Source organism: Marinomonas pontica (genome assembly GCF_036322735.1).
Lineage (GTDB): Bacteria > Pseudomonadota > Gammaproteobacteria > Pseudomonadales > Marinomonadaceae > Marinomonas > Marinomonas pontica.
On sequence record NZ_AP027271.1, the window covers coordinates 1,732,885 to 1,755,505 of the forward strand.

Below are 22,621 nucleotides of genomic sequence, written 5' to 3' on the forward strand. Positions count from 1 at the left end.
TTCCGTCAGTGGTTCACAATTTATAACGAGCAAAACTGCTTGCTCAGTAACAATTTGGCTTCGATTTCATCACGAATCATTCGTGCCTTGATATCTGAAAAACTAAAATCATAGTAAATGTTATGACGAAGAATAGCTATCTTAGCCGCCGGTAAATTTACTAGAAAACCCTTCTTTTTCAAGTAGATCCTTTAATTTTTGACGATGGTCTCCTTGAATTTCAATGTGTCCGTCTTTCACTGCCCCACCAGTGCCGCACTGGGTTTTTAGCTTTTTTCCCAATGTTTTTAATTTATCTTCCGTTAATGGTAACCCTGTTACTACGGTAACACCTTTGCCTTTACGTCCTTTTGTTTCTAAGGCAATGCGTACTTTGCCATCACCGACAACGGTGTCATCTTTGCATTGGCAGTCTGTAACAGGGTGCTCGCAGGCAGGACAAAGGCGACCTTGATCGGTTGAATACACTAAGCTTCTATTTTTCATGGATTTTCATTCCTCCTTTATAAGCACAAAGCGATTATTTTAACATTTCATTCAGGTTGAACGAGAGAAAAAAGACATTATTCAGCATGAATTGGATATCTGCACTAAGCTATCAATAATACGGTTATCAAAATGCGTGCTGGTTATGAATATGACACTAATCATTAGACAGGCTACTAAAGCAGACCTAAGAAGCATCCTCTTGTTTGAGTTTCGTAACAGAGGTTGGTTTTCACAGTTTATTCCTCAACAAGCGCTTAGTCAGCAGTCTGAAATGTATTTTAAGCGTCTGTTGACTGGAAAATTAAAGCAATTTCAATATCTGGTGTGTCTGCCTAACGATGTGTTAATCGGTCGGTTTAGTGGTCAATATCTGGACGATTCCTCATTAGAAGTTTCCTATCGCATCGCAAAGAACTTCACTCGCCAAGGCATTGCACAATACGTTCTCAAACACTTGCTGTTAGTTTGGGCGAGCCATGGTATCAATGAGGTCTATGCTCAAGTAGCAGACCACAACCAGGCATCCATAAAAGTACTGCTTAGCTGTGGTTTTGAACTGCAAGAAAGCCAAGAAAAGGCCATCAAGATAGGTCCCAATATACACGATAGTCTTATTTATCGTTGGCCCATTATCGAAGACGTAAACCCTTTTTTTATCAAACCTGATGATCCGACAATATTTCCAGAACACTCTTAAGTTGCTGATCTAAAGCTGCTTCCATGATCATTTTTTCTTGGCTAACAGGGTGGGTAAACTCCAGCTTCGAAGCGTGCAATATCAAACGAAAATGTTCCGGCCATATTTCTTTGACTACTTTATTGATGTGTCGGCAGCCATAACATGAATCCCCGACAAGTGGGTTTAGGTGGTGTTTAAAGTGCCGGCGTATCTGATGTTTTCTGCCTTGTTTGGGGGTTACTTCTAGCCAGCTTAATCGCATACTATCGTAACGGCTAACGGGGATAGGCAACTGGTAATGCATTAGGCAAGTAAAGCTTGTCTCAGCGTCTTTTTCAGTACCTTCCAATTTAAACCGAGAACGTCCTTTTTGTTCATTCAATTTTGCCAAAGGGTAGTCGATTACACCGTTGTCATCACAAAAACCGCGCACTAAGCAATGGTAGGTTTTAGACGTTGTATTTTCAGAAAATTGTTCGGACAGTAAGCGAGCTATTTCAGGGCTAAACGCCATCACCAAGACACCAGAAGTGCCACGGTCTAAGCGATGAACGGGAAATACCCATTTGCCAGTCTGGTCTCGGAGCCGCTGAACCACGGCATCTTCTTCGTCTTTAGCTAAATGCGTGCGGTGAACCAAAAGCCCAGACGGCTTGTTTACGACAACAAGATACTCATCTTGAAATACGATTTCTAATGTCATAGTGATGAGTCTATAAAAGCGGTGATTTTTTTCATGGCAAGATTTACCAAGGTTTGCATTGCCTCGTCACTTGCCCATGCAATATGAGGCGTTAAAAGGAAGTTAGGCAATTCAGTGAGGGACTGAAGTGGGTGATCTTCGGGCATCGGTTCTTGTGTCGCAACATCAAAAGCCGCACCCGATATTTTCAGATTTTTTAGTGCGTCCACGAGTGCTTTTTCATCAACAATTCCGCCGCGACTGATGTTAAGAAGCAGGCAACTTTGTTTCATTAAAGAGAATTCGACTTCGCTGATGAGGTCTTTTGTTTCGTCTGTTAACGGGCAATTGATGCTAATTATATCCGCTGACTGTATCGCTTGCCGAAAGCTCAAATAGCCATCGCGCACTTCAGTCGCATTTTTTCGTTCTGCGAAAATGACATCCATACCAAAGGCGTGTGCAATATACTCGATTTTTTTTCCTAGTGTTCCACTCCCAATGATTGTCATGGTTGATCCTGACAAATCTTTTATAGGGTAATCTAAAAAGCAAAAGTGTTCGGAGTTTGCCCATCGCTTTGATTTCACCGCGTCAACATACGATGTCAGGTTACGTCGTAATGCCAACAACATGGCAAAGGTGTGTTCTGGTACACTGATTGTTGAGTAATCGGTGACATTTTGAACGGCAATATTTCTGTCTTGACAGGCATTTGTATTGACGTTGTTGGTGCCTGTTGCCATTACTTGAATAAGTTTTAGGTTATTCGCTCTGTGTATCGCTTCTTCGTTTATGACCACTTTATTCGAAAGAACAATATCGGCATCTTGAATGCGCTCAATGACGTTTTCGATCGCAGTATTGTCATAAAATACAACATCGTCAATGCTGTTTGGCAGTTCGATCTTTATGTGTTTAGGGAACGAGCCTCGGTCCAAAAAAACGGCTTTCATTCAATTTTCCTTATTTTTATCTACTTAGTGGTATCTATTAACGGTTTCAAATATGGCAGGATGTTTTGCAGAACGATGGGCTGCCCCATTTTGTTTGGATGTAAGCCATCGTTTTGCATTAGCGATTTATTTAATGCAACATCCTTAAGCATGAACGGCAGGTAGGCAAGATCGTATTTCTCGGCAATGTCTTTGTATAAATTGAAGAACATTTGTGTATAGCGTTTACCATAGTTTTGTGGGATTTGATTGCCTACCAACAAAACAGCCGCACCGGCTTCTTGTGCTTGTTCAACCATTTTTTCTAAATTCAATGTGGTCTGATTTAAAGGGTAACCGCGTAAAGCATCATTGGCGCCCAGTTCTAAAATGATCCAACTGGGGTTGTGAGCCTTTAATAACGCAGCGAAACGTGACAAACCGCCTTGTGTTGTCTCACCACTCACACTGGCATTAATAACGTCTATTTCTGGATGAGAATAAGAAAGTTCTGTTTTAAGTAAACTAACCCAACCATCTTGTTGTCGTAAATTATACGCTGCACTAAGACTGTCGCCCATAACAAGTAACGTAGATGCTGAGGCAACTGAACTAACGCACAATAGCACAATGAATGTGCAGACTCGCTTCATGTGTTTAAAAACAAACATATCAAACCTTTTTAAGTGGACCATTATGACTAGAAGTACTGCAATTAAAGTGTCTAATTTAACTCATACTGTGACATCGAATACAGGGGATTTAACCATATTGAAAGGAATCAATATGGAAATCAAGGAAAGCGAGTCAGTAGCCATTGTTGGGGCTTCGGGGTCGGGGAAATCGACATTATTGGGTTTGCTAGCCGGTCTTGATGTGAATACATCTGGTGATATTTTTCTGTATGACCAAGCGTTTTCGAGTCAAACAGAAGAACAAAGAGCGTTAGCCAGAGGTCAATATGTTGGTTTTGTTTTTCAGTCTTTTCATCTTTTGCCCAGCTTGCAAGCCATTGAAAACGTCATGCTACCCGCGGAGTTAAAAGGCGATAAGTCCGCTCGCCAAAAGGCAGAGCTGTTGCTCGATAAAGTCGGGTTGTCGCATCGGTTAACGCATTATCCAAATCAACTGTCTGGTGGTGAGCAACAACGCGTTGCTATTGCTCGTGCATTTGCATCTAATCCGAAAATATTGTTTGCAGACGAACCAACAGGCAATTTAGATGAAGAAAATGGGCAGTTGATCATCAAGCTGCTGTTTGAATTAAACCAATCTGAAGGCACAACTTTAGTGATGGTCACTCACGATAATGAGCTGGCAAAAATGTGTGATAGGCAATTGGTAATGTCAGCAGGGCAGCTAACGGAAAGAACACTATGAATTTTACATTTCGATTAATGCTGCGAGATATTCGCAGTGGTGACTTATTAACCTTATTGTTTGCCTTAATCATATCTGTGAGCACAGTCACCTCAATCGGCTTGTTTATTGATCGTTTGCAATTGTCATTTGAACAAGAGTCGGCCAACTTACTAGCGGCTGATCGCTTAGTTCGATCTGATGACACTATTGCCAAAGATTGGGAAGACAAAGCATCGGAGCTGACGCTAAAGACGGCCCAGCGTACATCATATACGACCATGTTGTTCGCGGGAGATTCACTGCAACTTTCTCAAATAAGTGCTGTAACAAATAGCTACCCATTAAAGGGGGCTTTCTTGGTCGATGATGAGCTTTTTGGCGTAGGTACGAAATCCACAAGCTCACCGGAAAAAGGCAATATTTGGGTGTCCTCACGTTTGGCGAGTTTGTTGAATATTCAGCTAGGTGACAAGGTTGAGGTAGGGGATGCCACCTTAACCGTGTCTAAATATTTAGTTCGCGACCCAGGCTCTAGTTCTTCTGCATTTGCTATTTCTCCCCGTGCTGTAATGAGTATGGATGATCTAGAATCCACCCATGTCATCATCCCTGGTAGCCGCGTGCGTTATTCCTTGTTGCTTGCTGGCGACAAAGATGCGCTGCAAGCGTATCAGAACTGGCTTGAGCCGCAGCTAAATGAAGGACAGCGCTGGCAAACACCGACTCAACGGGGCGAACGCATCGGTGATACCATCGGACGTGCGGAATCTTTCTTATTGCTAGCAGGTACATTGGCGGTCGTAATGTCTGGCGTGGCGATGGCTTTGGCTTCTGCTCGATTTGTAAAACGGCATTTAATGCAAGTGGCTATCCTAAAAACTCTTGGGGCAACGCCGCCGCTCCTTAGACGTATCTTCTTTCAACAATTGTTTGCCTTATTTGTTGTTGGAGCCGGGTTGGGATTAGCAATTGGCTGGGGATTGCAAGAGGTCATTGCTTCCTTGTTATCTGGTCTGATGTCGACCGCTTTGCCTGAACCATCGTTTGCCCGTTTATGGTTAGGAGCGGCAACAGGCCTAATTTCTATGTTGGTTTTTTGCTTACCTCTTATGTCACATTTGATTAAAATTTCACCGTTGTCAGTATTGCAACCAAATGCGAAGGTGGAGCTCAACAGTTTGTTCATATATCTGGTGGGGTTTGTTGGGATGTATGCTCTGATGTGCGTGTATACAAAAGGCTTTTTGTTGCCAAGTATTATGACGGCCGCGATTGCAGGGATTGCATTGCTGGTTGCTGCAATCGGTTGGTTGGCTTTTAAGTTGGGACGTTCATTGACATCTGGCGCAACAAGCGGGTGGCAAATAGGCTTGGCAGCGTTGTACAGAAGGCTAATTCCGAATCTATTCCAGCTGTTGGTGTTTACTCTTATTATCATGCTTGGGCTGATTCTTATTGGTATAAAATCCAGCTTAATTGCAGATTGGCAACAACAATTGCCCGAAGATGCTCCCAACCATTATTTATTCAATGTTCAAGCCGATCAAGTTGACGCGATAAATGATCAAACCGCCCAATTAGGCGTAAAAAGATCCGATTGGTATCCAATGGTGCGTGGTCGTGTCACCGCAGTAAACGATGAATCTGTTCAATCCCTTTACCCAGAAGAAAGAGGCGAACCAGAACTCTATGAACGTGAGCTTAATCTGACTTGGTCAGACAACCTTGGTAAGGGTAATGAATTGGTGGAAGGCGACTTTTCGGCTGAGGGTCTATCTGTTGAGCAAAAAGCAGCCAAAGAAGCGAACTTGAGTATAGGTGATGAACTGACCATTAATATTGGTGGCAATATCGTTACTTTGCCTATCACCTCAATTCGAACGGTCGATTGGGGGTCTATGCAGCCGAATTTTTATCTCATTTTGCCAAAAAGTGCGCTGGAAAATTACCCTGCGAATTTTGTAAGTAGTCTGTTCATTGGGGGCGATGACGCTCAGCCTTTTTATAAAGCCATGTCGTCATTTCCCACTGTGTCTATCCTGAACGTTGGGGATATTTTAAAACAAATACAAACCATCATTGGGCAGCTTTCTCAAGCGATTCAACTGGTTCTTCTCTGCATTTTGAGTGCTGGGGCGCTGGTTTTATTGGCCAGTGTTCGATCTACTCTAGAGGAACGCTTAGAAGAAGGCGCTTTGTTGCGCGTGCTTGGGGCCAGAAGCGCACTGGTTCGACAAGCCTTATTAGTTGAGTTTGGTGCTCTTGGCATTTTTTCTGGACTCATCGCTGCGATAGGGGCAGAAAGCTGTTTGTATGGTTTGCAGGTTTTTGTGTTTAATGCACAAGCCAGTTTTCACCCCTTATTGTGGTTGATTGGTCCTGTCATTGGTGTATTCGTTATTTCAACCATTGGTGTCTTTGCCAGTAGGACTGTGTTAAAAGTGCCTCCCATGCATTTGTTGCGTGATTTATAGTCGGTGTTATTAGCAAACTAGGCTGTTGAAATGTTTATAGAAAAACAAGGCTACATCGTGAGTCGTCATACTAAAGATGTGGATGGCCACATTGAGATGAGCCTTTTTATAAAAACGCAGGAAGGAACGGTGAAAGTCTTTCCTGATCGACAGCTTAGTGTGTTCTTTACCAATGCTCCGCTTGATCGTCTCCCTCAAAATGTGACAGGAATCCAATGTCGCTTATCATCTTATCGGTCGTTCGAGAATGAAGCCGTTACTTTGGTGCAAAGCAACAGTTTGATGCTCCACCAGCAGATGATCAATCAAGTTCGCCAACAAGGTTTTGCCGTCTATGAAGAAGACATCAAGCCTCATAACCGCTATTTAATGGAGCGTAATATCCGTGGAGCAGTGCGCTTTATCGGCGAGCCGGATACAAATCAGCAGGTATTTCGTCAAGCGCGAGTCATCGCAGGAGATTGGAAACCCAGTTGGAAAGTGTGGTCCTTAGATATTGAGACTTCGGTTTCGACCAATACCTTGCTGTCTATAGGTATTACCGCAAAGGGTCAGCGTGTTGCGTTTGTTGTCACCCCTAAGGCCGCTGTTTCAGACACAATTCGACGTTTTGATGATGAAAATAGTCTATTACTGGCTTTTATAAGATTCGTGAGAAAGCATTCACCGGATATTTTTATCGGCTGGAATTTAATCGGTTTTGATTTGCAATTTATTGATCAGCGCTGTCAAGCCTTAGGCATTCGTCCTGCATTTGGTGCTAATGGTGAAAGCTGGAGCATTCGTTCATCAGATAACCAAGGAAAGTACTTTGCCAGTATTCCTGGACGTGTCGCTTTGGATGGCATTACTTTGCTAAAAGTGGGGGGCTATCAGTTTGAATCTTTTAGTTTAAACAATGTCAGTAAAGAAATTCTCGATGATGGAAAGTTATTGCATGGTAATGAGCGATGGCAGGAAATCGAACGGCTTCACAGGGAAGATTTAGATGCCTTTGTGGCGTATAACTTACAAGACTGTGATTTGGTCATGCGCATTTTTGACAAGCTAAAATTGATAGAGCTACAGCAAACACGAGTGGATTTAACCGGCATCCCTTTTGAACAAACCGGTGGTTCTGTAGCTGCCTTCGAAAACCTCTATTTACCCAGACTCCACAAAGCCGGCTGGGTGGCTCCAGCCTGGCGTGACGAAGATTTTGTGGCCAGTCCTGGCGGTTTTGTTATGTCTTCCATTCCTGGCTTGTATAAAAACGTTTTGGTGTTTGACTTTAAAAGTCTGTACCCGAGTATTATCCGTACCTTTCATATTGATCCACTGGCTCGCATTACGGCCAAACTCGTTTCGGACCTACCTGCAACAGTATCAACTAGGTTGGTGCCGGGCTTTTTAGGCGCACATTTTGATCGTCAATACGCCATTTTACCCACCCTTGTTGGGGAGTTAGCCAACGCAAGGGAGGCAGCCAAGCAATCTGGTAACAGCATTCTAAGTTACGCCATTAAAATCATTATGAATTCGTTTTACGGTGTACTGGGTTCAAATGTCTGTCGCTTCTACCATGCGGAGTTAGCCAGCTCTATTACTATGCGTGGTCATGAATTACTGGGGCGAACAAAACGTTGGATGGAGGAACGGGGCGCTACCGTAATTTATGGCGATACCGATTCTCTGTTTGTTACTTTACATGATAAATCCAATGTCGACCCTAAAATACAGGGGCTGCAGTTACGAAAAGACATAAACACCTGCCTTTCACAATGGTGCCAAGAGTACGCTCAATTAAATTCTCATTTAGAACTTGAATTTGAACGCGTATATGAGCGTTTCTTTATGCCAACCATTCGAGGACAAGAGGAAGGAAGCAAAAAGCGTTATGCTGGGCAATCAGGTGGTCAACTTGTCTTTAAAGGTTTGGAAGCGGCTCGAACCGATTGGACGCCATTAGCAAGGCAGTTCCAACGTACACTCTTTGAAAAAATCTTTAATGATGAAAATCCCATTGAGTACATTCAAAACGTGGTTGAAAGATTGCGAGCGGGTCTTTTTGATGACCAGTTGGTATACAGCAAACAACTAAGTCGACCGCTGTCGTCGTATACGAAAAATATACCGCCACATGTTCGTGCCGCGGCTATGATTGATCAGAAAAGGGCCGAACAAGGCTTGCCTCTTGAATACAATAAGGGGCGAAAACGCGTGTATTATGTTTATCAACGATCGGGGGTTATGCCCTATGAGGGCGCAGAAACCTTGGTTGATTTAGACTACGAGCACTATATTGAAAAGCAGATTGAACCCATTGCGGACAGTATTTTGCCCTTTTTTAAAACCAATATGGCCAATCTTCTTTCCCAGCAAATATCTTTACTTTAGTTGGCAAATTACACAGAAATACCAAATAAGCTCTTGGTGTTTTCACGGGTTGCTTTGATCAATTCTTCTATGGTGATACCTTTTCGCTGCGCCACTTCTTGAGCGACCCAAGGCAAATATTTTGGATGGTTTCTTTTTGGCCGTGGACGAATATTTCTGGGTAATAAGTAAGGCGCATCTGTTTCGATGAGCAATTTATCTAAAGGAATATGAGGGATAGACGCTTGTAAGTCAGCCCCACGCCGTTCATCACACACCCAACCTGTTATGCCGATGTATAAACCTAACGCCAGATAGGCATCAAGCTCACGCTGACTTCCGGTAAAACAATGGATAATCGATTTTTCTGCTAAGTCGGGGTGCTTTGCCAAGGTAGCAACCATTTCTTGGTGTGCGTCTCTTTCGTGTAAATACAACGGCAGTTGGTGCTCTGTGGCTAACTCTATCTGTTGATGGAAAGCGTACCGCTGCTCATCAGGTGTCGAATAATTGCGATTGAAATCCAATCCTGTTTCACCAATGGCGACAGGACGAGAAGTGTGTATTAACGCATTAATCTGGTCACGGGTCTTTTCCGACCACGTTTTTGCTTGGTGAGGATGGCACCCTAAAGTGTTCCACATATTAGGATGTTGTTGGCACAATGCCTGAATAAATTGGCTTTCTTCTAAGTCCGAAGCAATACATACCATGCCATCCACTGCTGACGCTTTCATTTCTGACAGAGTTTTATCTAAGTCATCGATAAAGTATGAGTGGTTAATATTGACACCAATATCAATCATAAAGACCCCATTTGACGCGCTTCTTTTAAGCTTTGAATGTACAGCTCACGAAGTGATTCTTGAGTCACCTCTTTGTCTGAAAGTTGTTCAAATGGGATTCTTGTCCATTGTCCAGATTCGTAAGCCTTAACCACGTTAAGAATGCCCCCGAGGTTGCCTTTAGACTCTAATAATGCAGCTTTAATGTTTGCTTCTAGGGGTAAATCCTTTAAAAGCAATGACAACTCTTCGTCTAGAAAACTGGGTAAGTAAGAGAAAAGCCCCACTAAAAAAGCACCTTCCAGTCTTGGGAACAAATGAGCGGATAAGTTTTGGCAAAAACACGCCCTAGAAAGCGCCATAGAGAACAAGCAGGCCGGTTTACCTGTCACGCTGCCGAACATGACTAAACTCACCCATTTGATTAAATCCCGAATGCCAATGATCTCAATAGCCCGCTGTGCGTTTGAAACATTAAATTGACTGCGATAGATCGCAGAGTGCGTTAATTTAATGATTCGATAGGTTAATGTGGGGTCTCGCTCAATGTATTCAGCAAGAATCTTTGGGGAGGCTTCATGGTTATTAAGCGCCACCAACAAATCGATCAAAATAGTTCGGTAGGACAAAATACGCTTACCTTTAATTGACGTCATTTTATGCAGAAAACCACCGCTAAAATGCCCCTTTGGTAGGGCTTCTACAAGTTGGGCATACTGTTCAGATTGTTCTACTTTATTGACCCAAACACATTTGGAGGATAGGGCGGGGTTAGCCATTGTCTCGATAATTTGTTCTACCGAGGTCTTGTCTAGACTAAAAAATACATGGGAAAAGACGTTAAAAAAGTCCGCAGACATGGGGGCGTTTTGTGGGTGAATAATGCCTAATTGATGGCCTTGTAATCTAAGTTCCGATAAAAGTTCATAATCGGACTCGTTTAATGTAGAAGCAATCAAAAAAGTCACTAGATGTATGTTTTTTTGTAAGGGCAAAGCCTGAAGTTCGTCTAAACTACTTTTAATGTAGATGGTTTTTTGTTGTGTTACTTCGATAAGATTCACATCAACGAATAAAGAGCTTAAAAACGATGCTTTATTGTCGTTAGTCACCCCGGCTGGGTGAAGTATGTAATACGCTACGGTTTCCGAATCGCGATTAACAACAGCCTTACGGCAAAAAAGTACATCGTTGTTATTCATTACGGGGCCTTGAAAAGAATAGTTGTCACAAAAAAATACTGTAACGGATAGTCGAATACAATATCATGGTATAAATGGATTAACGCCTTAATTTAAAAATGTTTGGAGTAAAATATGGCAAGCATGTTAGACGCTGTAGACCAAAGAACCAAGTTAGTGGGTGAAAACCGCTTGGAACTGTTGATGTTTCGCCTTGGTGGAATGCAAATGTTTGCAATAAACGTTTTTAAGGTTCAAGAGGTAGTGATGCTGCCTAAACTGAACTTAATGCCTCATCGTCACCCATCTGTGGCTGGTGTTACGCATTTTCGTGGTAGAACCGTTCCTGTTATCGACTTATCTGAATCCATTGGTATGAGACCCATTGATCGCTCTCAGCCCTGTAATCTTATTGTGACGGAATACAATAATACCGTTCAGGGTTTTATGGTTGGTGAAGTAGATCGCATCATCAATATGAACTGGAACGAAATTTTGCCTCCACCAGATGGCACAGGTCGTCAACATTATTTAACGGCAATAACGCGGGTTAACGACCGTATTGTTGAAATCATCGATGTTGAAAAAGTCTTGGCTGAAATTTCTCCTTATGACAGCCGTGTCAGTGACGATGTAATTGATAAAGAATTGCTAAAAGACGCAAAAGGTTTAGAGGTATTGGTTGTCGACGATTCATCTGTTGGTTTGGCTCAGTGTCGTTCAACATTGGATTTTATGGGCATCAAAGTCCATGAGGCGACGGATGGTAAGCGCGGTTTAGAGAAACTTAAAAAATGGGCTGATGAAGGCGAGAATGTGCCAGATAAGTTGCTCATGATGATTACTGACGCTGAAATGCCAGAAATGGACGGTTATCGACTGACTCGTGAAGTACGAGAAGATCCGCGCCTCAAAGACTTGCATATTGTCTTGCACACGTCGTTGAGCGGAAGCTTTAACAAGGCCATGGTGCAAAAAGTAGGTTGTGATGATTTCCTATCTAAATTCCAACCAGACAAATTGGCATCGTTAATTCAAGATCGAATTCGTAGCGTAGTATATAAAGAATAACGTTCGATAAATTAGCAGTACTCCAAAAGCAGGCTGATAATGCCTGTTTTTTCGTTTGCTAAGATTTCAGGCTCAAAGAGGAGTGAGTTGTACCTTATGCCTACAATTGAAATGATATTGGTGCTGATTTTGGTTGGCGCGGCGACAGGGTCGCTCACGGCGCTGATAAATGTCGCGCCCACATTCATTGCTATTCCTGCATTATATTTTTTTCTTCCTGTCGTTGGCTTTTCGTTTGACGAAGTCATGGTGCCTTTGGTTGCTAGCTGTGTCGCGGCATTTATTCCTGTTCATCTATATGCATGGATTCAATCAATGAAACAGGGGCAAGTTGATTCGCAACAGCTGATTAACTTTGCCCCTGGTATGGCCATGGGCGGTGTGATTGGAGCGCAATTGCTGTCTTTAAGCAGCGCAGTACTATTTAAAATTTGCTTTACGCTGATGGCGGTGATGTTCGTTTTTAAGATTGTGTTTAACAAAAAACTGGAAAAAACACCGACACTGACGCCAGCTAAAGCCGCCAATCTACCCATTGGATTGGTGGTTGGTTCACTGTCTGTCATGTCAGGCAATTCTGGAACTGTGCTAGCAAATGGCATGAACTCCTTGTTAAAAATAGACCAATCAAAACGTGATGGAACAACACACGGATTGGTAGTGTTTGTCTCTATTGCCGCATTGGTTGGTTTTATTTTTCCGGCAAAACCCACAATTATGATGGATGGTATGGCCTTTGCGGGCGCGATTCATTTACCAAGCGTTTTGTTTTTGGCGTTAAGTCATTTTTTGTTTTATTGGTTATGCCGACAGCGTGGGAATGACCTTGATAAACGAGTGCTATCTCTCAGCGTGACACTGTATGTTTGTTGTTCTTTGATACGTTTTTGGTCTGCTTAGCATGTAGGGTGGAAAAGTATCATCGCTGGTGGATGATGGGGGAATAAGCTTGGTATTTTCAATATTGCCCTTATTTAATGGGGTTATAATAAAACCCGAACATAAATCAAAAGGTATCGCATGAATAACTTGAGTAACTATGGTGTTTTGATGATGAACTTGGGCACACCAGATGCTCCTCACGCATCGGATGTTCGCCGATATCTTCGAGAGTTTTTGTCCGATACAAGAGTGGTTGATGTGTCACCTCTTATCTGGAAGCCAATTCTGAATCTTGCCATTTTGCCATTTCGTTCACCAAAAGTAGCAAAAGTATATCAACAAGTTTGGATGGACGAAGGATCCCCATTGCTGGTGTTAAGCAATCGGTTAAAAACGAATGTCAAAGCCGCTTTGTCTGAGAAAGCCGGCCACACGGTTCCGGTTGAATTGGCCATGACTTACGGAAACCCCAGTGTGGAATCTGCCGCTGAAGCGTTAAGACAGCAGGGGGTAAAGAACATTATCATTGTTCCCATGTACCCACAATTTTCAGCCACTACGACAGCCGCGGCATATGACAGAGTCATGTCTTCTTTAAAAGCTTGCCCGCATTGGCCGTCTTTACAATTGTTGCATGATTATGCGGATCATCCGCTGTATATCAAAGCTCTGGCCAACTCGGTTCGAGCCCAATGGGATAAGCAAGGGGAACGTCGCCATCTTGTACTCTCCTATCACGGCATTCCTAAGCGCTATGTCACTAATGGCGACCCTTATGCGCGTCGCTGCGAAATAACCAGTAAATTGGTGGCTGAAGAATTAGAACTTGGTGATCAAGATTGGACACACGTCTATCAATCTCGTTTTGGTCGTGAAGAATGGTTGAAACCTTATGCAGATGCCACCTTAAGAGCGCTTCCTTCTATGGGGATTAAAAAAATCAACGTGATTAGCCCGGCGTTTTCGATTGATTGTATTGAGACACTTGAAGAGGTTACGTTGGAACTCGGGGATGAATTCAAACACAACGGAGGTCAGGCCTTCGAATACATACCCGCATTAAACGATACAGCAGACCAGGTTGCGCTTTATGTCAGCCTAATCGAGCAAAACACTAAGCAATGGAACTGATATGACACAAAATCAAACAAACATTCGCACCATTGCGTTTGATGCTGATGATACGTTGTGGCGCAATGAAGATATCTTTATTCATGCGCAAGATGAATTTATGCGGCTACTTTTGCCTTATCATGATGAAGCATACATTCGCGCTCATTTAGCGGAAGTGCAAATCAAAAATTTAACGCATTTTGGTTACGGTATTAAAGGCTTTACCTTGTCCATGATTGAGACGGCGATTGAATTAACTGAAGGCCGCATTTCTGGAAAAGAAATACACGAAATCATTGAATTGGCGAAGCGTATGTTGGCTTCTCCTGTCGAATTGTTGGACAACATTCAAGACGTGTTAAGTAAACTGAAAGGGCATTATCAATTATTGGTGATCACCAAAGGTGATTTGCTTGATCAAGAAAGTAAATTAGCACGTTCAGGAATCGCCGATTATTTTGATGTGATTGAAGTTGTTAGCGATAAAACCAGCGATGCCTATACACAAATTTTACAGCGTCATAAGATATCGACAGATCAATTCTTGATGGTGGGCAATTCGTTAAAATCGGATATTCTTCCAGTGTTGGACCTAGGGGCACAAGCTTTACACATTCCCTATCATAGTACGTGGGATCATGAGCAAGTAAATGATGAGGTCTTGTTGCAATACCCACAACTAACCACACTGAAGGGCGTTTCGGAACTCATTAATTGGTTAGACTTTAAGCGCTAGAAAATAATGTGGGGGTGTAACATGAATTATTTAAAACTTTGTATTTGCATTTTATTGTGTACGGCGTCCTTGGTGCATGCTGATGAATCCACCTTTGATAAGGCAAAAAACGGTGCGGTTGAACTTTGGGATAAAACCAAAGAAACAACCTCTAATGTTATTGAAAGTACCTCCGAAGCTGCAACGGTTATGGGTGACAAAGCGTCACAGCTAAGTGAAAGGGCGTCTAAAAATGTCAAAGAAACGGGCTCTACAGTGTGGGAAAAAATGAAAGACATTGGTAGCGCAACCGCTGATGGCGCACGTAAAGGTGCTTCAAAGATTAGGTCTCTGGCGGGTGAAGAGAAAAATAATTGCTCAGAAGACAGCGCACTTTGTTACCAAAATAAAGAGTAGCGAAGTGAAAGACGAAGAACGTAAACCGACACCACCCAGCCATTGGGAGCAAGAGTTTCTAGAGCAAAGTGATGCGCATATCACCGCCCCTAAAGTACGTTATCGATGCCCAAAATGTGAGAGCCTACTGGTTCTAAAAGAGGGTGCAAATGGTAGTTTCTGGGGGTGTGAGGCGTATCCAGTTTGCAACTACACGGCAAACAATGAAATGGGAAAGCCAGTTAGGGCAAAGCGATACCTTTGCCCAGCTTGCCAGTCGCCGCTGCGTAAGAAAACCTTTAAAGACAATGTTTTTTGGGGCTGCTCAAGTTACCCCGATTGCAAGGTCACTGTGGAGGATGATAATGGCGTTCCGTCCAGTACAAAAAAATACCCCTGTCGCATTTGTGGTCATTACTTGGTCAGAAAAAAAAGTAAGAACGGCTACTTTTGGGGATGTATCACCTATCCGAAATGCACCAACACTCTTAACGACGACAAAGGCTTACCTGTTTTAAAAAAACGCTAGCGTCCACTTATATTTTGCTCAACATCGTCCAGTGCTGATTTTATATTGCTAAACTCAAAGCGAAAGCCATGTTCCTCTAATCTTTTTGGAATCACTCGCGCCCCTTCGGTTAACAAGCTCGCCATTTCACCAAATAGACTATTGAGTAACCATCTTGGTGTCGGCACTAAAGCAGCTCGATTAATGGAAGAGGCATATAACGAAGCAAACTCTTTTTGCGTAACGCTCGCAGGCGAAACCAAATTGAATGTGCCGTTGTATGAGTTTTCTTGAATCGCCGTCATAATGGCGCGCTCAACATCTCTTATGTGCACCCAAGGAAACCATTGCTTGCCGCCCGCTATGGGGCCACCTAAACCCAGTTTAAAAGGTAAGCGCATTTTTGCCAGCGCGCCTCCTTTTCCAAGCACTACGCCCAAGCGGAAAACAACCACACGGGTATCGTTTATTGCAAAACTATTGGCTGCAGATTCCCAGGCTTCACAGAGGTCATGTGCAAACCCTGGTTTTGGCGGTGTATTTTCATCAAAAATGTCGTCTCTAGCGACACCATAAAATCCGACAGCGGACATAGAAATAACCACAGAAGGCGGGTGTGTCAGCGCTGATTGAATGTTCTTGGTTAGACCAACACGGCTTTCATATAGGGCAGCTTTACGTTTCGCAGTCCAAGGTTGGCTAGCGATATTTTCTCCTGCCAGATTGACGAACACATCCATCTTTTCATTGAATGTCGCTAGCTGATCTAAGGTAAGTTGCTGCACTTGATCATCTATATCGGATTTTATTGCTCTTACCAAAGCATAAATTTGGTGGTTTTGTTTCAATAACGAAGTCAATAATGATCGACCGATAAAGCCCGTTGCTCCGGATAGTAGAATTTTCATGCTTTTTGGTCTCATAAATTCCAATAGTAAAACTGGTACGTTCAAAAAAAGAAATAGGATCAATAACTTCACTGATATTTTAGATGCCTCTTTTTTAGCTAAATATCCGTATTACATGATAAGGTTTTTTACTCTGCACCTTCTTTTTCTGGAATAGGATGGCTAAAATGGGGAATCGAGAAACATTAGGTATCAAAATGCAACATAAAGGGTACGATCACATCATTCTTCTTGCACACGGAAGCCCTGACCCACTTTGGAAACAACCATTTGAAGCGCTTTATCAAGATGTAAGCAAAAGCTATGGCGAATCAAATGCAAGTTTGGCCTACATGGAATTAACATCCCCTTCGCTTGAAGACGTAGTGGCTTTGTTAAATAAAGACGTTCGAAAAGTTGCGGTGCTACCGCTGTTTTTAGCGGTGGGTCGTCACCTTAGGCATGACGTACCCGCTCAAATTAAAGCGCTACAAAACGACCATCTACAAATCGATTTGCTGCCTCCTATTGGTGACGATGTGATTGTAAAACAAGCAATGCAGACTGTCGTCGCCAACCACCTAGGTAAGGTGTAAACATGCCATTAGATTTCATTGATTCATGGAGCCGAATACATGCTATTTAGACACTTACCTGATGAAATATTTCAGGCTTTAAGCGGTTCTAATAGGGGGTTGATTGAAGCCGTCTTAAACGATCTGGCTGATGTATTTTATGACCACGCTGAAGACCCCATCAAAGACAAATCGACCATCATTGAATCGATTGAAGATACGCTCCATAAGTTGGACACATTGGCGTGGCATGATGACCAAAAAGAATCATTTGATTCACCTAAAACTATTCATGATTATGCATTAAGAATTTATCATCGTTTGGTCAACACTGGCTGGCTGGTTGAAGAACAAGAATTGTATCGCGTGAGTGTATTAATGACCCCGCAGATATCAATGTTGCTTCGGTCTTTGGTTGAAATCAGCCGACATGGTAAGCGTAATTACGGTGCCACTGTTTTAAGTATTCTCAGCAATCTAGAGGCCGTAGCAAAACAACCTAAAGAACGCGGCGTGACACTGCGCCAATCAGCGGAAGCTTCTAGAGATTTCTCAGCCCATTTGAACCAAATACTACTCGGCATACGCAGTCTTCAACGAGAATTGTTTGCCAGTCGTGACCCCAAAGCCATTGTGGCAGGCTTCTTTGATTTATTCGTAGAAGGCATATTAATTGCCGATTACAAGACCATCAAAACCAGCAACAACCCATTTCGTTTTAGACGGCAAATTCTGGAATTAACACAAGACTTTCTTGGTAATCCAGAAACCATGGGGCAGGTGGCTCAGTGTTATGTGGACCAGCAACTTATTTCTATGGCTGAAGCACAAGCCATGGTTGAAAAAGATTGTCGAGACATCATTCAGACATTCAGCAATATTGAACAGCGTTTAGAGCGCATTGATGAATATCGTTATCGCCTAGAAAAGCGTGCCGCAGACACGGCTCGATATATGGACAGTTCTCGTCCAGGTATGGCCAATAAAGTGGCTGGCATTATCACTGATGTTGCGAAATATGAAAAACTGCCCATTTTAAAAGACGTGGTCGGCGCCCGATTTGTTGGAATGGCCTCTGCAGCGCAACCAACCAAACGTCGAGAGCCGCCTCCACCACGAGTAATGACCCCTGCGGAAGTGTCTGCTGACGCCATCAAATTGCGCGATCAACAGCGTCGTTTCCATGAAGCAAGGCAAGTCACCATTCCCAAAATGCAGAACTACTTGGACAAGCAGATTGCTACCGGTGAACGCAAACATATTCTCGACTTCACCATAGAATCGGTTGAGGATTTCGTCTGTTTTGATCATTTACGATATGTCGGGTCTTTGGGTGTAAGCGCTAAAAAAATAGAAGATGCATTTGAAGTGCAATTTACAAACCAATATTTGGATGTGCATGATTTCGTTGAATGTCGCGAATTTACTGTAGTGCGTAGGAGCAAAGCGTAATGCTTAGAGAATTAAAAAAGGTCGTTGAAGAGTCGGGTAAAGACGCTCAAGAATTTCAACAAACAGCGAACTTCGTAATAGCAAACCAATTTGCCAGCGCCTACAAACACGGCCAACGTAAGCATTATTTGCTATTGGAGTCATACCAAGATTATTTCGACAACCTGTTTGACGCCTTGGGCATGAAGCTCTATATCAACGAAAATGAACGACTTGCTGGGGTATTGCCGGTTCAAAAAGAAGCGTTTGTTCGTTTGAAAACCGATGAGACGTTATTTTTGCTTGTGCTTCGCCAGATTTATGAAGAAAAAATAGAAAATTTTGAAGTGGATAATGGTTTCGTTGCAACGAATACCCACATGATTCTAGATCGATATGTTCAGCTGGTAAAAAGAGAGATTCCAAGCGAGACACGTTTTAAAGACATTTTAGCGTTGTTTAGCCGCCACGGAGTGATCATACGAGGTAAATCTTACGAAGAAGACAGTAAGAACCAAATGATCAACATTACCCCTGTAGTGAGACTAATCGTCACCGAAGCGTATTTGAGACAGCTAGAATCTTTTAATGGCGCAGACCCTGATGAAGACGATGTTGCCGACGCGGATTCCGATCTACAAACAGAAAACTCGCAAGAAACAAATCAAGACTAGGGCCAAAATATGAAAAAGTTAAATCGCATCGTATTAGTAAATTGGTACCTACTTGGTGCAGAAGAAATTAACATCCGTGGAAACACGGCCATTATCGGACCTACAGGGTCTGGTAAATCCTCTTTGCTTGATGCTATTCAGACCGTGCTTACAGGAGCAAGTAAGCGCCATCTAAATTACAACGCCAGTGCAAACGATGGTAAAGCCAGCGGTCGAAGCATTCGCTCTTATATTTTGGGGATGATTGACTCCGGGCAGGCTAATGCTAAAGCATTTGGCACTCAGCCAAGACAAGATGCAACCAGCTATCTCGCTTTGGTGTTTGAGGACAGCATTACAGGCAAAGAGTCGACAGTTGGTTTGGCACTGAGTGCGTCTTTGGCATCACCAGAAGAGGACGTGCTTGGTCGTTTTGTACTGGCTAACTTCGGGGCAAGAAAATCTGACTTTATCGACGCCATGGAAGGAAAAAGCTACAAAGCCAAACCTTGGATTGAAGTGCGCGAGTCGATGAAAAAAGTGTGCTTAGATCCTTACATTAAGTCGGGCAGCGCGTCTGCGACGCAATATATAAATCGATACCTTGAAGAATTGAGCCCAAGTTCAGATCACCTTATTACATTGGATGGCTTCCTCAAAAACTTTAAAAACGCACTTAAATTTGTCCCAATCGCGTCTCCAACACGCTTCGTACAAGACTTTGTGTTGGCTGAAGCGCCGTTGCAAGTCGGCGCTTATCAGAAGTCATTAAATGAATACCGACACCTAGAAGCCAAGACACTTGAAGTGTCTAAACGCATTGATGACTTAAAATTGATTCAACAAGATTGCGAAAAAAAGCATCAGCAAGAGCAAAGTTCAATCAATTATCAATGGATAGCAACCGAAGCGCGTTTTGATGAACTTGGCAGCAAGCAAGACGACATACAAGATCAGTATGAGCTGCAAAAAGAACGCGAAGAAGAAATTGAAGAAGAATTAGCAACACAAGGCAGCTTATTAAAGCAATTACAAAGCCAATTACTTCGCTTTGAACAGCAGTACGAGCACTCAGATGTTGGTTTAAAGCTACAGCAGTTGGAACAAAATAAAAAACTACTCGTATTGCAAGGGCAGCAAGATCAAAAAGCGATTTTACAAGTTCGCCAGTTAACTTTGTTACTGTCTGCGTTGAACGCCTTTGAGGACGTATTATCAAAGGACGTCGTCAACATGGTAAAAGAGTTTTCAGCGTTTGAAGGCTTGATTAGCGAAGAAGGGCGTATCGAAGGCAATTTGAAGCCACTGACACAAAAATTGATCGCCCTTAATGATATTTTAGATAAAGAAAAATCTCAGGTGTTCGGACAACGCTCGGTTTTAAACCGGAATATTCTGAATCTAAAAGACGAATGCAAGCAGTTAGAGTCAGATGTCTCGTCCTTGAAGGGCGGTGTTAGTCCACTTTCTCAAAATACCAAACGCCTTATTGCATTGTTAAATGACGCTAACATCACTGCGACGCCGTTAAGTCATCTTTCTGAAGTAACGGATAGAAAGTGGCAAGATGCTATTGAGGGGTATTTGGGCGCACAGCGAGAGGCGTTAATCGTCGAGCCAGAAGACGCTGAAGAGGCCATTCGAATTTTTCGTGCTCACAGGCGTCAACTAATGGGCTGTCGTGTTATTGATACAACGCAGACACGTCTATGGCTAAATCGTGGCGACAACCATTCCGCTTTGCGATTTATCAGGTGCAGCAATGATCATGCTCAAGCGTATTTGAATCGCCGTTTAGGCGGTATTAAACCTGTAGAAACTGAGCGCGAACTATTGCGCGAAGACAGTGCTATGACAGCGGACGGCATGTTAAAGCTTGCTGGTACTATTTCTACGATTCGTTTCGTGCCGCATATGATGGTTGGTATCAATACTGAAGGTATGCGCGAGTCTCGGGAAAAGCAACTTGCTAACCTGAGCAGTGAGCTGATGGATTTCCTAAAAGCAGACCAGCGCCTTGAGCAAGCGGACTTATTACTTGGCCGGCTGATGGCAAACAACCAGTTTGATGCTGAATCGTTAGGAAACGCTAGTCATACTGTGACGCGTCTCACGCAAGAATTAGAATCCGTTGATGCTGAAATAGCACAACTTCAACAGCACGATGACACAGATCTTCAAGAACGAATTGAGGAACTAAAAATCCGTATCGCCAACGTTGAACTTGACCAAAAGAAACTGGACCGAGAACGCCAACAAATTGCAGAGCAGTTTGGTGCATTGAACACTCAGAAAAGCCAGTTAAGTTCAGCGTTAGCTGCACTTGATGAAGAACGCAATCGTCTAACATCCAACCCGAAATACGATGCAGAATTTGCCAGTGAACGATACTCTCTTCTTGAAGGTAGCATGGTTAACGGTGCGGCTATTTACAAGGAAGCCATCAGTCGGGCTGAAAAAGCCAGTGAAAAAGCCCGCAGTTTTGATCAGAAAGTCCGTAAAGAAGTGGCTGATCATTACGGTAAATATCATAACGCCAGTCTAGATAACGATGTTCAATTGGATTATTTGGAATCGAAGTTTGAAGAGTTCGAGCATTATGTTTCGTATCAAATTGATATTTTGAGTGAGACAGAATTAGCGAAATACGCTAAACGCGCTGAATTGGCTCGTAAAGAAGCGGAGGAGACATTCCGTTCAGACTATGTTTCTAAACTCAAAGATTCTCTTGATCAAGTTGCGCACATAATTCGCGAATTAAATCACAGTCTAAAACGTCGTCCATTTAACCAAGAAATCTATCAATTTCGTTACTACCCGAACGGTGACATGAAAGACATTCTGGATTTGGTGGAACGTTTTAGTGCGCAGGATCAAGCCAATGTAGGTGGATTATTCGACCCACACTTAAGCGATGATCCAGACCATGCACGCGCTATAGCATCGATACAAGAATTGATTTCTGATGAAGAAAAGCAGCAAGATTTAGCCGATTATCGCAAATTTTATAATTTTGAAGTCGATATTTTGGATGCTGAAGGCAATAAGAAAACCACGCTGAGTCAACGTATTCAGACAGGGTCCGGTGGTGAACACCAAATCCCATTTTACTTGGCAATTGCGGCGGCTTTGTCTACGACGTATCGTTTACATGAAACCATGGATGGCGAAATTGTTGGCGGTTTCTCATTGGCCATGTTTGATGAAGCGTTCAATAAAATTGACATGGTGAAAACCTCTACGTGTATGGGCTTTATGAAAGACATTGGCCTTCAAGTGATCGCGGCAGCACCAGATGATAAGCGCGCGGTTATGGCGGCGAATATGGATACAATAATCAGTGTTTGGCGTGAAGGTGGGGCGGTATCGATTGACGTTGCCTACCCTAAAGAAAAGGGGCAAGTGTTGCTGAACGGGCAATTAGACACGCTTCCCACACCAGCATAAT

At 43.0% G+C, this 22,621-nt stretch carries 21 protein-coding genes; 14 read left to right on the forward strand and 7 right to left on the reverse strand.

Annotation, left to right across the window (positions count from 1 at the left end):
- Nucleotides 1–141: 141 nt before the first annotated feature.
- Nucleotides 142–486 carry a translation initiation factor Sui1 gene (locus AABA11_RS08070; RefSeq protein ID WP_338266887.1) on the reverse strand — a complete coding sequence of 115 codons (345 nt, stop codon included), beginning with the start codon at nucleotides 484–486 and terminating at the stop codon, nucleotides 142–144.
- 145 nt (nucleotides 487–631) lie between these two features.
- Here AABA11_RS08070 and AABA11_RS08075 point away from each other — a divergent pair, with 145 nt between their 5' ends.
- Entirely contained in the window at nucleotides 632–1,186 is a 555-nt protein-coding gene (locus AABA11_RS08075; RefSeq protein ID WP_338266889.1) for a GNAT family N-acetyltransferase, read from the forward strand.
- On the opposite strand, the gene AABA11_RS08080 is transcribed toward AABA11_RS08075, so the two are convergent.
- From AABA11_RS08080 to AABA11_RS08090, 3 genes are read right to left on the reverse strand one after another with little or no spacing between them, the layout of a single operon-like run.
- The gene (locus tag AABA11_RS08080) at nucleotides 1,146–1,871 is read right to left on the reverse strand and encodes a pseudouridine synthase (RefSeq protein ID WP_338266891.1); all 726 of its coding nucleotides are present in this window, start codon (nucleotides 1,869–1,871) and stop codon (nucleotides 1,146–1,148) included. The genes AABA11_RS08075 and AABA11_RS08080 overlap by 41 nt on opposite strands.
- A complete protein-coding gene (locus AABA11_RS08085; protein ID WP_338266893.1) occupies nucleotides 1,868–2,806 on the reverse strand; it encodes a D-2-hydroxyacid dehydrogenase in 939 nt (312 codons plus the stop codon). Before AABA11_RS08085 ends, AABA11_RS08080 begins: the two co-directional genes overlap by 4 nt.
- A gap of 20 nt (nucleotides 2,807–2,826) precedes the next feature.
- The gene (locus AABA11_RS08090; protein ID WP_338266896.1) at nucleotides 2,827–3,456 is read right to left on the reverse strand and encodes an arylesterase; all 630 of its coding nucleotides are present in this window, start codon (nucleotides 3,454–3,456) and stop codon (nucleotides 2,827–2,829) included.
- Between the two features lie 25 nt (nucleotides 3,457–3,481).
- Here AABA11_RS08090 and AABA11_RS08095 point away from each other — a divergent pair, with 25 nt between their 5' ends.
- The 3 genes from AABA11_RS08095 to AABA11_RS08105 are packed head-to-tail and all read left to right on the forward strand — an operon-like array spanning nucleotide 3,482 to nucleotide 8,997.
- A complete protein-coding gene (locus AABA11_RS08095) occupies nucleotides 3,482–4,165 on the forward strand; it encodes an ABC transporter ATP-binding protein (RefSeq protein ID WP_265727876.1) in 684 nt (227 codons plus the stop codon).
- Nucleotides 4,162–6,621 carry an ABC transporter permease gene (locus AABA11_RS08100; protein ID WP_338266901.1) on the forward strand — a complete coding sequence of 820 codons (2,460 nt, stop codon included), beginning with the start codon at nucleotides 4,162–4,164 and terminating at the stop codon, nucleotides 6,619–6,621. Before AABA11_RS08095 ends, AABA11_RS08100 begins: the two co-directional genes overlap by 4 nt.
- Before the next feature lie 30 nt (nucleotides 6,622–6,651).
- On the forward strand, nucleotides 6,652–8,997 hold the full coding sequence (locus AABA11_RS08105) for a DNA polymerase II (protein ID WP_338266902.1): 2,346 nt from the start codon (nucleotides 6,652–6,654) through the stop codon (nucleotides 8,995–8,997).
- 8 nt (nucleotides 8,998–9,005) lie between these two features.
- On the opposite strand, the gene AABA11_RS08110 is transcribed toward AABA11_RS08105, so the two are convergent.
- Both AABA11_RS08110 and AABA11_RS08115 read right to left on the reverse strand, forming a co-directional pair.
- A complete protein-coding gene (locus AABA11_RS08110; protein WP_265727879.1) occupies nucleotides 9,006–9,782 on the reverse strand; it encodes a TatD family hydrolase in 777 nt (258 codons plus the stop codon).
- On the reverse strand, nucleotides 9,779–10,963 hold the full coding sequence (locus tag AABA11_RS08115; RefSeq protein ID WP_338266905.1) for an EAL and HDOD domain-containing protein: 1,185 nt from the start codon (nucleotides 10,961–10,963) through the stop codon (nucleotides 9,779–9,781). Before AABA11_RS08115 ends, AABA11_RS08110 begins: the two co-directional genes overlap by 4 nt.
- A gap of 114 nt (nucleotides 10,964–11,077) precedes the next feature.
- Between AABA11_RS08115 and AABA11_RS08120 the strand changes: the two genes are divergently transcribed.
- The 6 genes from AABA11_RS08120 to AABA11_RS08145 all read left to right on the forward strand — a co-directional run bounded on the left by AABA11_RS08120 (nucleotide 11,078) and on the right by AABA11_RS08145 (nucleotide 15,648).
- Nucleotides 11,078–12,013 carry a chemotaxis protein CheV gene (locus AABA11_RS08120; RefSeq protein ID WP_265727881.1) on the forward strand — a complete coding sequence of 312 codons (936 nt, stop codon included), beginning with the start codon at nucleotides 11,078–11,080 and terminating at the stop codon, nucleotides 12,011–12,013.
- Between the two features lie 96 nt (nucleotides 12,014–12,109).
- On the forward strand, nucleotides 12,110–12,913 hold the full coding sequence (locus AABA11_RS08125) for a sulfite exporter TauE/SafE family protein (protein ID WP_338266907.1): 804 nt from the start codon (nucleotides 12,110–12,112) through the stop codon (nucleotides 12,911–12,913).
- A gap of 120 nt (nucleotides 12,914–13,033) precedes the next feature.
- Nucleotides 13,034–14,026 carry a ferrochelatase gene (hemH, locus tag AABA11_RS08130; RefSeq protein ID WP_338266910.1) on the forward strand — a complete coding sequence of 331 codons (993 nt, stop codon included), beginning with the start codon at nucleotides 13,034–13,036 and terminating at the stop codon, nucleotides 14,024–14,026.
- A 1-nt stretch (nucleotide 14,027) separates the two neighbouring features.
- Nucleotides 14,028–14,744: an HAD family hydrolase gene (locus tag AABA11_RS08135; protein ID WP_338266911.1), complete on the forward strand. Its 717-nt coding sequence runs from the start codon at nucleotides 14,028–14,030 to the stop codon at nucleotides 14,742–14,744.
- Nucleotides 14,745–14,765: 21 nt separating this feature from the next.
- Nucleotides 14,766–15,140, forward strand: a complete 375-nt coding sequence (locus AABA11_RS08140; RefSeq protein ID WP_338266913.1) for a hypothetical protein — start codon at nucleotides 14,766–14,768, stop codon at nucleotides 15,138–15,140.
- Nucleotides 15,141–15,144: 4 nt separating this feature from the next.
- The gene (locus tag AABA11_RS08145; protein WP_338266914.1) at nucleotides 15,145–15,648 is read left to right on the forward strand and encodes a DNA topoisomerase family protein; all 504 of its coding nucleotides are present in this window, start codon (nucleotides 15,145–15,147) and stop codon (nucleotides 15,646–15,648) included.
- On the opposite strand, the gene AABA11_RS08150 is transcribed toward AABA11_RS08145, so the two are convergent.
- A complete protein-coding gene (locus AABA11_RS08150; RefSeq protein ID WP_338266916.1) occupies nucleotides 15,645–16,535 on the reverse strand; it encodes a TIGR01777 family oxidoreductase in 891 nt (296 codons plus the stop codon). The genes AABA11_RS08145 and AABA11_RS08150 overlap by 4 nt on opposite strands.
- Before the next feature lie 167 nt (nucleotides 16,536–16,702).
- Here AABA11_RS08150 and AABA11_RS08155 point away from each other — a divergent pair, with 167 nt between their 5' ends.
- Genes AABA11_RS08155 through AABA11_RS08170 form a run of 4 tightly spaced genes read left to right on the forward strand, consistent with a single transcriptional unit; the run spans nucleotide 16,703 to nucleotide 22,620 of the window.
- Nucleotides 16,703–17,110: a sirohydrochlorin chelatase gene (locus tag AABA11_RS08155; RefSeq protein ID WP_338266918.1), complete on the forward strand. Its 408-nt coding sequence runs from the start codon at nucleotides 16,703–16,705 to the stop codon at nucleotides 17,108–17,110.
- 39 nt (nucleotides 17,111–17,149) lie between these two features.
- Nucleotides 17,150–18,541, forward strand: coding sequence for a Wadjet anti-phage system protein JetA family protein (locus AABA11_RS08160; protein ID WP_265727889.1), 1,392 nt, complete (start codon nucleotides 17,150–17,152; stop codon nucleotides 18,539–18,541).
- Complete coding sequence (locus tag AABA11_RS08165; protein WP_265727890.1) at nucleotides 18,541–19,194, forward strand: DUF4194 domain-containing protein; 654 nt, start codon at nucleotides 18,541–18,543, stop codon at nucleotides 19,192–19,194. The genes AABA11_RS08160 and AABA11_RS08165 overlap by 1 nt, the downstream gene beginning before the upstream one ends.
- 9 nt (nucleotides 19,195–19,203) lie before the next feature.
- Entirely contained in the window at nucleotides 19,204–22,620 is a 3,417-nt protein-coding gene (locus tag AABA11_RS08170; RefSeq protein WP_338266921.1) for an SbcC/MukB-like Walker B domain-containing protein, read from the forward strand.
- Nucleotide 22,621: the final 1 nt, after the last annotated feature.